This window comes from Corynebacterium nuruki S6-4 (assembly GCF_007970465.1).
GTDB classification, from domain to species: Bacteria; Actinomycetota; Actinomycetes; order Mycobacteriales; family Mycobacteriaceae; genus Corynebacterium; species Corynebacterium nuruki.
On the sequence record NZ_CP042429.1, the window covers coordinates 2394285 to 2408702 of the forward strand.

Annotated in this window: 8 protein-coding genes and 1 CRISPR repeat array; all 8 genes read left to right on the forward strand. The window is 65.4% G+C overall.

The features are described from left to right. Positions 1 to 201 precede the first annotated feature (201 nt). The 8 genes from FSW06_RS10660 to cas2e all read left to right on the forward strand — a co-directional run bounded on the left by FSW06_RS10660 (position 202) and on the right by cas2e (position 9279). The gene (locus FSW06_RS10660) at positions 202 to 2973 is read left to right on the forward strand and encodes a CRISPR-associated helicase/endonuclease Cas3 (RefSeq protein ID WP_010120652.1); all 2772 of its coding nucleotides are present in this window, start codon (positions 202 to 204) and stop codon (positions 2971 to 2973) included. An 82-nt stretch (positions 2974 to 3055) separates the two neighbouring features. After that, entirely contained in the window at positions 3056 to 4807 is a 1752-nt protein-coding gene (casA, locus tag FSW06_RS10665) for a type I-E CRISPR-associated protein Cse1/CasA (protein WP_238525959.1), read from the forward strand. Continuing rightward, positions 4804 to 5448 carry a type I-E CRISPR-associated protein Cse2/CasB gene (gene casB, locus FSW06_RS10670; RefSeq protein ID WP_083827052.1) on the forward strand — a complete coding sequence of 215 codons (645 nt, stop codon included), beginning with the start codon at positions 4804 to 4806 and terminating at the stop codon, positions 5446 to 5448. Before casA ends, casB begins: the two co-directional genes overlap by 4 nt. 9 nt (positions 5449 to 5457) lie before the next feature. After that, the gene (gene cas7e, locus FSW06_RS10675; protein WP_010120649.1) at positions 5458 to 6567 is read left to right on the forward strand and encodes a type I-E CRISPR-associated protein Cas7/Cse4/CasC; all 1110 of its coding nucleotides are present in this window, start codon (positions 5458 to 5460) and stop codon (positions 6565 to 6567) included. A 9-nt stretch (positions 6568 to 6576) separates the two neighbouring features. Continuing rightward, a complete protein-coding gene (gene cas5e, locus FSW06_RS10680; protein ID WP_029449544.1) occupies positions 6577 to 7281 on the forward strand; it encodes a type I-E CRISPR-associated protein Cas5/CasD in 705 nt (234 codons plus the stop codon). 2 nt (positions 7282 to 7283) lie between these two features. After that, a complete protein-coding gene (cas6e, locus tag FSW06_RS10685) occupies positions 7284 to 7937 on the forward strand; it encodes a type I-E CRISPR-associated protein Cas6/Cse3/CasE (RefSeq protein ID WP_010120647.1) in 654 nt (217 codons plus the stop codon). Beyond that, entirely contained in the window at positions 7937 to 8929 is a 993-nt protein-coding gene (cas1e, locus tag FSW06_RS10690) for a type I-E CRISPR-associated endonuclease Cas1e (protein ID WP_010120646.1), read from the forward strand. Before cas6e ends, cas1e begins: the two co-directional genes overlap by 1 nt. Continuing rightward, positions 8929 to 9279 carry a type I-E CRISPR-associated endoribonuclease Cas2e gene (gene cas2e, locus FSW06_RS10695; protein WP_010120645.1) on the forward strand — a complete coding sequence of 117 codons (351 nt, stop codon included), beginning with the start codon at positions 8929 to 8931 and terminating at the stop codon, positions 9277 to 9279. Before cas1e ends, cas2e begins: the two co-directional genes overlap by 1 nt. A 44-nt stretch (positions 9280 to 9323) precedes the next feature. Next, a CRISPR array of direct repeats spans positions 9324 to 13936; the repeat unit is 28 nt; unit sequence GTGCTCCCCGCGTGAGCGGGGATGATCC. The last annotated feature ends 482 nt before the right edge of the window (positions 13937 to 14418 follow it).

The window sequence follows — 14418 nt, forward strand, 5'->3', positions numbered from 1 at the left end:
TCATCACCGACTACCGGAGCTCGACGGCCCGCGTGACCGTCTGAGACTCCCGCACTGTCCCGGACAGTGCTCCTCCAGACCCCTGTCGCCCCATCCGGCAGCAGGGGTCTGTTGTGTCTGTGAGGGGTGCCCCTGCCCCGCCCGGGGGAGTGGAGGAGCGATGGCATGGAGGAACGCGATCCGTTGTGCTTTCCTGCATGCATGGAAAATAATGCTCAGGACGGTCTGAGCCTTGACGTCTTCTGGGCGAAGTTCGGGAACGGGGAGAACGGGGCGCTCTCCCTGCGTCAGCATCTGACCGATGTCAGTGGTGTGATCGTCCCGGTCTCCCGGGTTCTTCTGTCGGAGTCCCGGCGGACGGAGCTGGGGGAGCGGTGTGGCGCCACCGATCTCGATACGGTCCTCAGATTTGCGGGCTGGGCACATGACGTCGGCAAGGCGTCCCCGTTCTTCCAGGCGAAAGTGCCGTCGCTCCACGAGCATGTCCTGCAGCACGGCTACTCCGCGATGACGGTCAGCAATACGGACATGCGGGCATTGCCGCATTCACTGATCAGCGCATACACGGTGCAGGAGTGGCTGAAGACCCGGTGTACACGGCGTCCTGCGCTTAGTGCGCTGAACGGCTGGTTCGAGGTTCTCGGCGGTCATCACGGCATCTTCCCGCCGGTGTGGCAGAAGCCCGACGGACTCGTTTCGGAGATCAGCGAGCACCCTGAGTGGCTGGATGCCCGGCTGCGCCTGCTGGACGCCGGGGCAGAGCATCTCGGAATTACGGCAGCGGACATCGACGGACTCGGGCGCCTCACCTGGTCAGTCCCGGAACAGGCCGTGGTCACCGGCCTGCTCATCGCCGCCGACTGGGTCGGATCGAACGAGAACAACTTTCCCTATGACTGTGATGCGACCACCGACCAGGAACAACGTGCCGCCGACGGGCGTGCGGCGATGGACCTGGGGGGACGGTGGATCCCCTCTCCGGTTGATCCGGCAGGTTTCGCCGCCCGGTTCGGACTGCCCACCGGTGCAGTCATGCGGCCGGTCCAACGTGCCGTCGTGGAGACCGCCCGGAGTATCGACGGGCCGGGTCTGATCCTGGTTGAGGACGCCACCGGCGGCGGAAAGACCGAGGCCGCGCTCATGGCGGCCGATGTCTGGGCGGACCGCCTCGGGCTCGACGGCATCTACTTCGGTCAGCCCACCCGGGTCACCTCGGACGCGATGTTCTCCCGCGTCATGACCTGGTTGAAAGGCGAAGTATCGGGCGGCGAGGTCTCGACCGTTCTCGCCCACGGCAAAGCCGAGTTCAACGACGACTACCGGTCCCTGTTCTGGAACTCCGCCCCGGCCAACGTGTACGACACCGGGAACGTGGACGTCGACCGCGGCCCCTCCCCGGAAGCCAACGCCTGGTTCCGCGGGCGTAAGACCGGCATGCTTGCCTCGGTCGTTGTCGGAACCATCGATCAGCTGCTGTTCGCAGCCCTGCGTTCCCGACATGTCGTGCTGCGTCACCTCGGCCTGGTCGGCAAAGTCGTCATCCTCGACGAGGTTCACGCCGCCGACGACTTCATGTCGGTCTATCTCGTCCGGATCCTCGAGTGGCTCGGCATGTACGGCGTACCGGTGATCGCTCTCTCTGCGACTCTTCCGCCGGAGCGAAAGTCCGCACTGCTCTCCGCCTACGCCCGTGGGGCGACCGATTACGGGACCGAGGAGGTCGAGCTCGAGGAGACCGACGATTACCCGCGTATCACCTGGACCGACGGTGCGGCGTCCGGAACGGTCACCCCGGATCCCGGTGACCGGTCCCGGAGTACACACGTCGAGTTCCTGCCGGGTGATCTCGAGGAGACCGCGGCGGCCATCATCGATGCTGCTGAGACGGGCGGCTGTATCGCCGCCATCTGCAACACAGTGACCCGTGCCCAACGCCTGTTCGAGCTGCTCGACGGCCGGGTCGAGGGCCTGACTCTGCTGCACTCCCGCTTCCTTGCCGACCATCGGGCCTCGTTGGAGACCGAGCTGGTCGACGTCCTGGGCAGAAACGGTGAGGGGGCCCGTGGCCGTGGCCGTGTGGTGGTCTCGACCCAGATCATCGAGCAGGGACTCGATCTGGACTTCGACCTCATGTACAGCGATATCGCCCCGGTCGACCTGCTGATCCAGCGGATGGGCAGGCTCCACCGGCATGATTTCGCGCCGGGTGTCCGGCCGGCGGATAAAGCAGAAGCCCGCTTCGTGATCACCGGGTGCAACGAATTCGACAGCACGACGGCTCCCGAGTTTCCCCGCGGGATCGAGGCGGTCTACCGCCGGTCGCGACTGCTCCGGGCCGTCTGGACACTGCGCGGGCATCTGGGTACGCACGGCGGAACGGTCGAATCCCCGAAGGACGTGGCGGCCCTGGTGTCGGCCGCCTACGACGAAGCGATGGACCATCCCGCGGCATGGGAAACGGTGTGGCAGGACGCCGAGGCCGGGGAACGGAAGTACCGGACCCGCCAGCAGGAAGAGGCCGGCAGATTCTGTCTTCCCGATCCGGAGAGTGGCAGTCTCAGTGACTGGACCACGGTGGTGACCTCGGATACCGAGGTCAGGGGGCTGGCGCAGGTCCGTGACGCCGATGAGAGTGTGGAGGTGATCGTCGTGCAGCGTCGCGGTGACACGATCTACGCTCTGCCGCACGTCCGGGAACTGGCGGGAAAGCCGCTCGACGGAATGTTGGAGCTGGACCCCGGGGATGCGAGGCGACTGGCCCAGTGTTCGGTGCGGCTCCCTGCCTGGGTGGCTGCATCTGAGGCGCAGCTTCTGGAGCTGGAAAAGGACGGACAGGAATCCTGGCAGGCCTCGCCGTGGCTGAAAGGGGTACTCCCGCTCGTCTTGGATGAGTCGTTCCAGCGACGGCTCGGAGACTGGCACATCACGTACGAACGGCAGCGTGGGCTGCTCTGCGAGCGGGTGAAGCGGTGACAGGGACAGCAGTGTCGCGCTACCGGCGTTCGAACGTCTGATGGGTGGTGTCCGGCGGGCGTGCTATCACTGGCGACACCGTATGGGGGTAAAAACCTTCGGAATCGGTGAAGCTCGACTGCGGGCTATAGAATTAAAATTTCTTATGAAAATGCAAATCGATATAAAGAAAGGAGAGGTACTGATGGACAGTTATAACCTGCTGGATCGGTCCTGGATTCCGGTTGTCGACCACGAGGGGCACGAGACCAGTGTCGGCATCCGGGAACTGCTCGCCCGGCCAGCAGATTTCCGTGGTCTGGCAGCCCCGCTCGGTACGGTGAGCTTCGCCATCATGCGCGTTCTGCTGGCGGTTCTGTACCGGTCATGGGACTCGAAGAAGTGGCGGCGGAGCGAGAGAGCCGTGGAGCACTGGCTGGAGAAGTGGGACCAGGAAAGTCTGCTGGACCCTGAGGTGGAGGACTACCTGTCGACCTGGGAGAACAGGTTCGACCTCCGGGACAAGGAACATCCGTTCTTCCAGGTCGCGGGACTGCATACGGCGAAGGGTGAGTGGAAGCCGCTGGAGATCATCTTCCCGGATGTCGGTGATGAGGGCGACCTCTTCTCGATGCGGGACAGGCTGGCATCGGTGGATGCCGCGGAAGCGGCCCAGGCAGTGGTCCACTGCATGGCCTTCGACTTCTCCGGGATCAAGCCTGGCGCTGACGGGGACAAACGGGTCAAAGGTGGAAAAGGCTATCCGATCGGCATCGGCTGGTGCGGATGGTTGGGTGGGACGGTCATCGAAGGGAAAAACCTCCGCGAAACCCTGCTGCTGAACTACATCCCCCTCCGTCCGGGTGCGGGCACCGAAGACCGCCCGCTCTGGGAGATGGAGGACATCGGGCCGGCAGCGAGGGACGGTCTCACCGCGCCGGGGCCTGTCGAACTGCTGACCTGGCCGCAGCGCAGGATTCTCCTGCACTGGGACGGCGACCGGGTCACTGGTGTACTGGTCACGAACGGTGACGCGGTCGACTACACCACCCAGAACAGTGTGGAGACCATGTCCCCGTGGCGGTTCAGCGAACCGCAGACGAAGAAAGCGAAGGCGATCCGGTACATGCCGCAGTCGCTGTCAGTGGGAAAGACCATGTGGCGTTCGCTCGGCGGGCTCTTCCCCAACAGTGCCCCGGAGATGACCGCGCTGAAACTGTCCGGAGAAAAACTCTCCCTGCCGAAGACCGAACCGGCGAAGAACATCGACTGGGTGAGCACTCTGATCGGACAGGGCGCGCTGGATTCCGACCGCGGGCTCCGGGTCCACATGGTCTCCATGGAGTACGGAGCACAGAATTCCAGCTTTGCCGGAGTAGCAGAGGATGCCTTGACCGTGCGGTCAGCGTTCCTCGACGCCGGCAGTGATGCCCTGCGCGCCGTCGCCCGTCAGGCGGTCCAGCGGGCGGATGACGTGGCCCGGTTGCTGTGGATCTTCGCGCGCAATACCGCGTTCGCCGTCAGCGGGAATGCGGATGAGGCAGATACCGAGGGAATCCAGGCCGCCTTCTACCAGCAGGTGGACCACCGGTTCCGGGGCTGGCTGCGGGAACTCGGTCCGGACAGCCGTCGTGATGATGTGTTGGCTGACTGGTCGGTGGTTCTGCGGACAACAGCTACCGGACTGGCGAAGGACCTGTTGTCCGCGCAGGGGCCGGATGTATGGGCCGGTCGGTGGGACGGCACCTACCGCATCACCGGGGCCGTCGCCGTTGAACGCCTACGACGCGGGCTGAGGGACTGCCTCGGTACGGATCCACGGTCCACAACCTCGGAGAACGGAGAGAGTAAATGACCGGTACAACTCGGCCAGGAAAAGCGGGACAACTGGCGTGCTTCGTCGTCGGAAAGATTGAACGGCTGCAGGCGGGCCTTCTCGACCAGCAGAGTTCTGCGGCGAGAGCGACAGCGGCCCGGTTGCGTCGTGCACTGGGGAAACCGGCCGGTTCGGTTCCCGAAGTCTGGGAAGTCACGCTCGGCGGGTTCCCGGAAGATCTCGTCGGTAAGACCGATGAGCCCAGCGCTGCAGAGGAGGCGGCGCACACGGCGCTGTGCCTCTATGCGCTGCACCAGCAGTCCCAGGTGAAAAGGATGCACTGTAGCGGCTGGGGTCTCGGCCGTGCACTACGCGAGCTGCACCACGAACTCGGCGGCGAGGACCTGGAGAGCGGTCCGCTGATCCGCCGGTTCAATGCACTGAGCACCGCGGATTCTGTTGATGAGATGCTGTGGCACCTCCGCAGTCTGGTGACCCAGCTACGGGGTAAGGCGATCCCCCTCGACTACGGGCGGTTGGCCCGTGACTTCTACCGCTTCTCCCGTCCGGACTTCAGGGACAGCGTCCGACTGTCCTGGGGGCGGGACTTCTACACCTACCGGCGTCCGGCAGATGCGGAGCCGGACCAGAACACAGCTGAAACCACTGTCGAACAGTAAGGAAAAACGATGACCACCTACATTGACCTGCACATTCTCCAGCTTGTGCCGCCGTCGTGCATCAACCGCGACGATACCGGATCACCCAAGTCCGCCCGTTTCGGGGGAGTGGAGCGCCACCGAGTCTCCAGCCAGGCGTGGAAGCGCGCGGCACGACGGGACTTCGAGCAGTACCTGGACAGCGAGCAACTCGGCGAGCGGACGAAGTACGGGGCGCTGCGTGTCGCAGAACGGCTCCGTGACCTGCGCCCGGACATCACCGAGGAAGATGCGCTGAAGTACGCTGGCGAGGTGCTGAAATCCGCCGACATCAGCATGGACAAGAAGAACAAGGAAGAGACGGCGTATCTGGTCTTCCTGTCCCGGCAGGAAATCCAGCGTTTTGCCGAGCTGGCTGCCAGCATCGCAGACGGTGGGGAGAAACTCTCCAAGAAGGACGCCCGCGCCGCTCTCGCCGGGACAACTGCTGTCGACATCGCCCTGTTCGGCCGCATGTTGGCAGACGCTCCCGAACTCAATGTCGACGCGGCCTGTCAGGTCGAGCACGCCCTGTCCGTGCATAAGGCGACGAATGAATTCGACTACTTCACCGCTGTCGACGACAACGCCCCGGAAGACAATGCCGGTGCCGGCATGATCGGCACCGTCGAATTCGTGTCCTCCACGCTCTACCGCTATGCGACGATCAATGTCGACAAGCTGGTGGAAAACCTGGGTGACACGACGGCTGCCGCTCAGGCTACCGAGGCCTTCATCAAGGCGTTCAGTCTTTCCATGCCCACCGGCAAGCAGAACACCTTCGCCAACCGGACCCGCCCGGACTTCATTGCCGCAGAGGTACGGACCGACCAGCCGGTGACTCTCGTCAACGCTTTTGAAAGCCCGGTCACGAACGACGGTTCCGCGCTGTCCTCGGCAGCGGTGGCTCTGGCCCGGTACGCGGTCAGCGGCGACGAGATGTTCGGCACCGAGCCGGCGACCTCGCTGTACCTGGTCAACGAGCGGGCGGACAGTCCCGAACTGCAGGCCGCACTGGAAGGACGGTCGACCCGGACCTCCTTCACCGACCTGGTCGCTGCTGTCGGTGAGGCAGTCCGCTCCGCCGACGTGAAGCAGTAGGCGGTCGCCATGCCGACACTTGTCCTGGCCCTTGACGGGCCATTGCAGTCCTGGGGAGTTTCCGGGAGGTTCGTAACGCGGTCCACCGAGACGGTACCGACGAAAAGCGGTGTGCTCGGGATGCTGGCTGCCGCGCAGGGACGGTACCGGACCGACTCGGTTGCCGACCTCCTGGACCTCACCTTCGCGGTCCGCACCGATCAGCAGGGGAGTCTGTTGCGGGACTTCCAGACTGAAATTGACTGGCGGCCGAAGAAGCCGGAGTCGAAGCCGTTGACCAACCGTTGGTATCTCCAGGATTTCAAGTTCACAGTCGCCATCAGTGGAGATCCGCGTGTGCTGGACGGGATCGACAAGGCTCTGCGGAACCCTGAATTCCCGTTGTACCTCGGTCGACGGTCATGTCCGCCGGCGTCGCGGGTGTCCCGCGGCATCGTCGACGAGGATCCGGCAGAAGCGTTGGAAGGCGCCCCGTGGCTTGCCGCGGACTGGTACCGGCGGAAGCAGCCCACCTTGCTCGCTCTCCCGGTCAGCCGGGATGCGCGCACCGGGGAGACCCCCGACGAGCAGATCCGTGATGTCCCGGTGAGTTTTGATCCGCGGGACCGCCGCTACTCCCTCCGGGGCGTGGTCCATGACTGGATCCAGGTGGAGAACCCGGAGGGCTATGACCCCGCGCAACACGATCCGTTTACCCTCCTGGGAGGAATCTGACCATGTACCTGTCCAGGATGTACCTCAATCCGCAGCGGCGACACTGCCGTGCATTGCTCGCGAACCCGGAGATGCTCCACGCCGCCGTGCTGTCCGGTTTCCCGCCGGATGCCGGGGAACAGAGCGACCGAGGACGGGTCCTCTGGCGGATCGACCGTGACGGTGAAAAGACCGTGCTCTGGATCGTGAGCCCTGACGTCCCCTCCCTCGAACACCTGCAGGAGCAGGCGGGATGGTCGGAGAAAAAGACGTGGGAGACCAGGGACTACACCACGCTGACCGGCCGTCTGATGAAAGGCCAGCAGTACGGTTTCCGACTTGTCGCCAACCCGGTCCACACCGTAACGGAAGGAGGTGTGAAAAAGAGGCGTGCCCATCAGACGGCCGAGTACCAGCTGCAGTGGCTGCTGGACCGGCAGGAATCGATGGGGATCAGGTTCCTCTCCGAGGGAGAATCACCCGCTGCCGAGGTGTCCGGTTCTGAGCGCCTCGTGTTCAACAGGAAAGGTCGTAAGGTCACGATCGTGCGCGCAGGTTTTCAGGGGCTCCTGGAGGTCGTCGACCGCGACCGGTTGGAAGCGACACTCATCAGCGGGATCGGGAAAGCCAAAGGCTACGGGTGTGGGCTGCTGACGCTGGCAAAGGCGAGGATCTGATGAACGGTGGCCTTCCGCCGTCGACGCCGCGCCAGCTCGCGCGTGTCACTGACCGAGTCAGCTTTCTCTACCTTGAGCACTGCACGCTCGGTCGTGACGGAGGCGCACTCACCGCGACGGACGAGAGTGGGGTGATCCACGTTCCGGTCGCGGCTCTCAGCGTCCTGATGCTGGGGCCGGGAACCCGGTTGACGCATCAGGCGGTGGCCGTTGTGGCTGACGCCGGATGTTCCCTGGTCTGGGTGGGGGAGGAAGGCGTGCGTTACTACGCGCACGGTCGGTCCATCGCCCGTTCGACCAGACTGCTTGAGGCGCAGGCGAAGAAAGTCTCGAACACGCGGAGCCGTTTGGCCGTGGCGCGTGAGATGTACGCGATGAGGTTCTCCGATGACACGACCGGACTGACCATGCAGCAGCTCCGGGGCAAGGAGGGAGCCAGAGTCCGGCAAATCTACCGGAAATGCTCCGAGTCCACCGGGGTCGCATGGAAACGGCGGACCTATGACCCGAATAATTTCAGTGGCGGGGATCCGATCAACCAGGCTCTCTCTGCAGCTCACTCGGCACTGTACGGGCTCTCTCATGCCGTCATTACGGCGCTGGGATGCAGTCCAGGTCTGGGGTTCGTCCACACCGGGCATGACCGTAGCTTCGTGTATGACGTAGCTGACCTTTACAAGGCAGAATGCACAATTCCGATCGCGTTCAACGTAGTCAAGAAGATTCAGGACGACGGCACCGCTGACTTCGCCGATATCGCCGGGATCACCCGGCGCGCTGTCCGGGACCGTATCAAGGAGCTACGGCTGCCGGAACAGATGGCTCACGATCTTGCGGTACTTCTCGTCGGGGACAGGGAGCAGCCGGATGACGGGGAGTTCTGGGCCGACGTCGTCCAACTCTGGGATGAGAAGGACCACAGTGTGGTCGGAGGGATGAACTACAGCGACGATGCTGCTGACCACGCGGTGGAAAGCCCGGATAGGCCATGATGACGCTGGTCCTTTCCGCATCGCCGGCTCAGCTGCGTGGGCAACTCACCCGATGGTTGATGGAGGTGAGCCCCGGTGTGTACGTCGGCAGAGTCAGCGCTCGCGTCCGTGAGGAACTATGGCTCCTGGTGACCAGCAACATGGATTCGGGCCGCGCGGTGATGACCTATCCGACGAACAAGAATGAGCAGGGTTTCGTCGTGGAAGTGCATCGCGGTCAATGGACTCCAGTGGACATTGAGGGGATGACGTTGATGAAGCACCCGTTGACAACAGAGAAGGGCGCGATGAAGGCGGGGTGGTCGCGTGCTTCGCGGTTGAGGAAGGCTGCGCGACGGAGACGAAACTAAGGTAAATTCGGCCGCTGGGATCGATGATGTACTGGTCAACAAGGGTGCTCCCCGCGTGAGCGGGGATGATCCGGTCTGGTAACGATGGCGTACCCCGGCTACCTGGTGCTCCCCGCGTGAGCGGGGATGATCCCGCAGACCCGACACACAGCAGGCCGATGCCGATGTGCTCCCCGCGTGAGCGGGGATGATCCACTGTTCCCGTGAGAGTGCGTCAAATTTGCGTAAGTGCTCCCCGCGTGAGCGGGGATGATCCTCCTGTGCAATCCCATCCGCGTTCAGCTCCGCGGTGCTCCCCGCGTGAGCGGGGATGATCCCGACGGGGCAATGGACCTGGCAGACAGTGAAGCGTGCTCCCCGCGTGAGCGGGGATGATCCGGCTGCGATGGCTGACGCTGCGGTGAAGATCGTGGTGCTCCCCGCGTGAGCGGGGATGATCCCAAGCAGACGAACCAGTGGGAGGACGGCGAGGCGTGCTCCCCGCGTGAGCGGGGATGATCCCATCGCGGCGCAGTGGGACCGCGTGCGCGAGGCGTGCTCCCCGCGTGAGCGGGGATGATCCCGTGAGCTTCCCGCAGGGTGTGAACATCGTCCAGTGCTCCCCGCGTGAGCGGGGATGATCCGGCCGAGGAGGACGGCACTCTCGAGCAGGCGCGGTGCTCCCCGCGTGAGCGGGGATGATCCCAACCCGTCCGGGCCGGTCGTCGCACACCTGGGGTGCTCCCCGCGTGAGCGGGGATGATCCGGAAGTCCGGGTCGACACCGGGCGGCCTTGTGCGTGCTCCCCGCGTGAGCGGGGATGATCCCGACGCCGACAATGCGCCTGCGGGTGGCCTGTCGTGCTCCCCGCGTGAGCGGGGATGATCCACGACAACCAGCGCATGGCGCGCAACGGTGACTTGTGCTCCCCGCGTGAGCGGGGATGATCCCGATCTGATCGAAGCGGGCTATGTGGAGCGGGTGTGCTCCCCGCGTGAGCGGGGATGATCCGCATGAGTGATCTGGTTCAGGAAGTCCGAACGCGTGCTCCCCGCGTGAGCGGGGATGATCCGCAGCAGACGCTGAAGCAGACGACGCAGCAGCAGTGCTCCCCGCGTGAGCGGGGATGATCCCGAAGTGCAGATGTGGATCAACGAACAAACCCAGTGCTCCCCGCGTGAGCGGGGATGATCCCCGGTCGGGGGCGAGGGCTTTGCCGCGGGCGAGGTGCTCCCCGCGTGAGCGGGGATGATCCTCCGAAGGCTGTGCCCTTGACGGACGCCATCGCGTGCTCCCCGCGTGAGCGGGGATGATCCCGCCCTCGGCGGACCGTGGGGTGTCGTCATCGGGTGCTCCCCGCGTGAGCGGGGATGATCCCTCCTCGGATGGAAGGAACCATGACCCGCACCCGTGCTCCCCGCGTGAGCGGGGATGATCCCTCGTCCAGGTCCTCGTTGCCGCCGGCCTCATCGTGCTCCCCGCGTGAGCGGGGATGATCCCAACGCAAAAAAGACCCCCTAGCGCCAAAGCGCGTGCTCCCCGCGTGAGCGGGGATGATCCGTGCTCGGCTTCCCCGCGTCGGCAGCGCAGGCGGTGCTCCCCGCGTGAGCGGGGATGATCCCCTCGACATTATCGAGGACTATCTCATGACCGCGTGCTCCCCGCGTGAGCGGGGATGATCCCGTCGAGGATCACAAGTTGCGCCATCCGGTCGCGTGCTCCCCGCGTGAGCGGGGATGATCCACGGGTCCACCTCCAGCGCCTGGTCGATCCCGTCGTGCTCCCCGCGTGAGCGGGGATGATCCCTCCGTGGCAGGAGGCACTCCCTGACTCACTTCGTGCTCCCCGCGTGAGCGGGGATGATCCCTCGCGCTGTTCCCCGTCCACGGTGACCTGCCAGTGCTCCCCGCGTGAGCGGGGATGATCCCTGACACCGAGGCGCCGGCACGCGTCCGGTACAGTGCTCCCCGCGTGAGCGGGGATGATCCCGGCGAATTCCACGGCTTCGACACCGAGGCCGAGTGCTCCCCGCGTGAGCGGGGATGATCCCTGCTGCACAACAAGTGCCTGGTTGTGAACGAGGTGCTCCCCGCGTGAGCGGGGATGATCCGCCCGCGCCGAGGTGGAACGCCTCACCGCCGAGGTGCTCCCCGCGTGAGCGGGGATGATCCCGGAGGCCACCTGTATGTGAGACTAAATAGGCCGTGCTCCCCGCGTGAGCGGGGATGATCCCCCCGTCACACGCGCCATATCAGCGACCGTCAGGGTGCTCCCCGCGTGAGCGGGGATGATCCCGAGACCTCAGGCTGCTAAGGGCATTGCGGCGCGTGCTCCCCGCGTGAGCGGGGATGATCCCACCGACGCTGTGGCCGCCGACCTCCTGGTCGCGTGCTCCCCGCGTGAGCGGGGATGATCCACTGGGCTGCGGCGTTTTCTCCGAGGGCTTCCCAGTGCTCCCCGCGTGAGCGGGGATGATCCGCAGTAGGTATCCACGCTTTGTGGGCGGCGAGCGTGCTCCCCGCGTGAGCGGGGATGATCCTGAGCCGAATGATCGGATGTTCACCCCTTACTCGGTGCTCCCCGCGTGAGCGGGGATGATCCGCAACCTGACGATCAACCATCTCCGCCAACGGAGTGCTCCCCGCGTGAGCGGGGATGATCCGGAGAAGCACAACCCGCCGAGGAAGTTCCGCAATGTGCTCCCCGCGTGAGCGGGGATGATCCCAATCTCTTCCCGGATTACGTCCAGAATCCGTGGTGCTCCCCGCGTGAGCGGGGATGATCCCGTTCACTGGGTAGACCTCTCTCGTAGTCACGTGTGCTCCCCGCGTGAGCGGGGATGATCCCCACGATCCGTGAGACGACACGTTCGCCAGCATGTGCTCCCCGCGTGAGCGGGGATGATCCCCCGTGCCCGTCATGCCACAAGGTAACCGTCTCGTGCTCCCCGCGTGAGCGGGGATGATCCCAGGGTCAGTCACCAGTTACCCTATTCATCTCGGTGCTCCCCGCGTGAGCGGGGATGATCCCGGGGGACGCACCGACCCCGACCTCCTGGAATAGTGCTCCCCGCGTGAGCGGGGATGATCCGGGCATTGACCGGTTCCGCGAGAAGCACGGCGCGTGCTCCCCGCGTGAGCGGGGATGATCCCCGGAACCACCGTCCACGCAGTGGCGCTAAAAAGTGCTCCCCGCGTGAGCGGGGATGATCCCGGGATCGGGATCTGCCACGACTGCCACGATTACGTGCTCCCCGCGTGAGCGGGGATGATCCCAGGCACTCCGATGCGCCGGTGACCGCGAGCTGGTGCTCCCCGCGTGAGCGGGGATGATCCCTCCGACGAAGACCGAATCTCGCCCGCATCCACGTGCTCCCCGCGTGAGCGGGGATGATCCCTGGCAGCACTGCGCACGCATGGTGTTCTGCGGGTGCTCCCCGCGTGAGCGGGGATGATCCCGTCACGTCGTTCATGACGGCGGTGATTGCCTCGTGCTCCCCGCGTGAGCGGGGATGATCCGCACATAGAGCCTGTTGCCGCCCCACTGAGAATGTGCTCCCCGCGTGAGCGGGGATGATCCCAGTGCGGGGCGGGCATTCATCGCCGTGGTTGCGTGCTCCCCGCGTGAGCGGGGATGATCCCCGGCCGGACTCGGTGACGTAAGCGCCGGTCGGGTGCTCCCCGCGTGAGCGGGGATGATCCCGGTGACGGGGATGATGCCCCATCCGGATGCCTGTGCTCCCCGCGTGAGCGGGGATGATCCGTCTCGAGCAACTGGCATCGTGACCATGTGTGCGTGCTCCCCGCGTGAGCGGGGATGATCCGCATCCACCATCACCCCGATGTACCTCACCCGAGTGCTCCCCGCGTGAGCGGGGATGATCCGTCCCTGTACTACATCGGCGCTGCGGTCGTCGCGTGCTCCCCGCGTGAGCGGGGATGATCCGCCCGCGCAACCGCCCGCCGCAACGCGGAACGGGTGCTCCCCGCGTGAGCGGGGATGATCCCAGCAGCAGGCCCAGCAGCAGATGGCCCAGATGGTGCTCCCCGCGTGAGCGGGGATGATCCCCCGCTCGTCGTCCCTGACGGGTGGAACTACCGGTGCTCCCCGCGTGAGCGGGGATGATCCGCACGACCTGGATGCCATGCTCGGCGGTGGTGCCGTGCTCCCCGCGTGAGCGGGGATGATCCGTTCAGGTCGACGCCGCAGCCTCTAGCCCGTGTGTGCTCGCCGCGTGAGCGGGGATGATCCCACGGGTCAGGGTGCGCAGGTCCGGGTCGGACCGTGCTCCCCGCGTGAGCGGGGATGATCCGTACCTCTGGCGGGCCGGGCGGAAGGGCGAACCGTGCTCCCCGCGTGAGCGGGGATGATCCCACGTCCCACGCCGACACACCCAGAGCGGCCGTGTGCTCCCCGCGTGAGCGGGGATGATCCCACGCTCGCAGCAGTATCCGACGCCATGACCTCGTGCTCCCCGCGTGAGCTGGGATGATCCGGCCGCCCAGGCGCACGAGGACGCCGCCAAAGCGTGCTCCCCGCGTGAGCGGGGATGATCCCGCGTCCGGCACGCCGGCGATGATCGTGGTGGCGTGCTCCCCGCGTGAGCGGGGATGATCCTCCGATTCGGCGTCGCCTGATAGGTCGCCTGCGGTGCTCCCCGCGTGAGCGGGGATGATTCCATAGCCTCGGCGACTGCCGGAATCCTCCTGCCGCACTTCGTGCGTAAGCAGACGCGCACCGCCTCTGCCGCTGCCCACCCGCCACGCGGCAGCCCCGCCCGCACACAGCAAAACCCCCGCAGTCCAGACGATGGCTGCGGGGGTTTTCCGTCCGGGCGGCAGCCCGGAGGGGTCCGTCAGTTAGACGAACAGGCCGGCGACGGCGTCGACGAGGCCGGTGATGCCGTCCTGGAGCAGGCCGACGACGGTGGTCAGGAAGGTGGAGATGGTGTCGATCATGATGGATCCCTTTCAGTGGATTCATGGTGAAAGGCGCAAGGTTTCACGCCGCTGATCAGACAAACGGGGTGCCGGCGGGATTGTTACGCTCCTTGCGGCAACTACCCCCGTCATTCACCCCTGACCCGGCGACTGTGCAGGTCACAGACGGAAAACCGGCCCCGGACGCGAGGTCCGGGGCCGGGCTGCAGGGGGAGACTGT

Excerpts from the sequence above, each read along its gene's own strand:
- cas6e (WP_010120647.1), top strand. The coding sequence starts at position 7,284 with ATGTACCTGTCCAGGATGTACCTCAATCCGCAGCGGCGACACTGCCGT.
- casA (WP_238525959.1), top strand. The coding sequence starts at position 3,056 with ATGGGGGTAAAAACCTTCGGAATCGGTGAAGCTCGACTGCGGGCTATA.
- cas1e (WP_010120646.1), top strand. The coding sequence starts at position 7,937 with ATGAACGGTGGCCTTCCGCCGTCGACGCCGCGCCAGCTCGCGCGTGTC.
- cas7e (WP_010120649.1), top strand. The coding sequence starts at position 5,458 with ATGACCACCTACATTGACCTGCACATTCTCCAGCTTGTGCCGCCGTCG.
- FSW06_RS10660 (WP_010120652.1), top strand. The coding sequence starts at position 202 with ATGGAAAATAATGCTCAGGACGGTCTGAGCCTTGACGTCTTCTGGGCG.
- casB (WP_083827052.1), top strand. The coding sequence starts at position 4,804 with ATGACCGGTACAACTCGGCCAGGAAAAGCGGGACAACTGGCGTGCTTC.
- cas5e (WP_029449544.1), top strand. The coding sequence starts at position 6,577 with ATGCCGACACTTGTCCTGGCCCTTGACGGGCCATTGCAGTCCTGGGGA.
- cas2e (WP_010120645.1), top strand. The coding sequence starts at position 8,929 with ATGACGCTGGTCCTTTCCGCATCGCCGGCTCAGCTGCGTGGGCAACTC.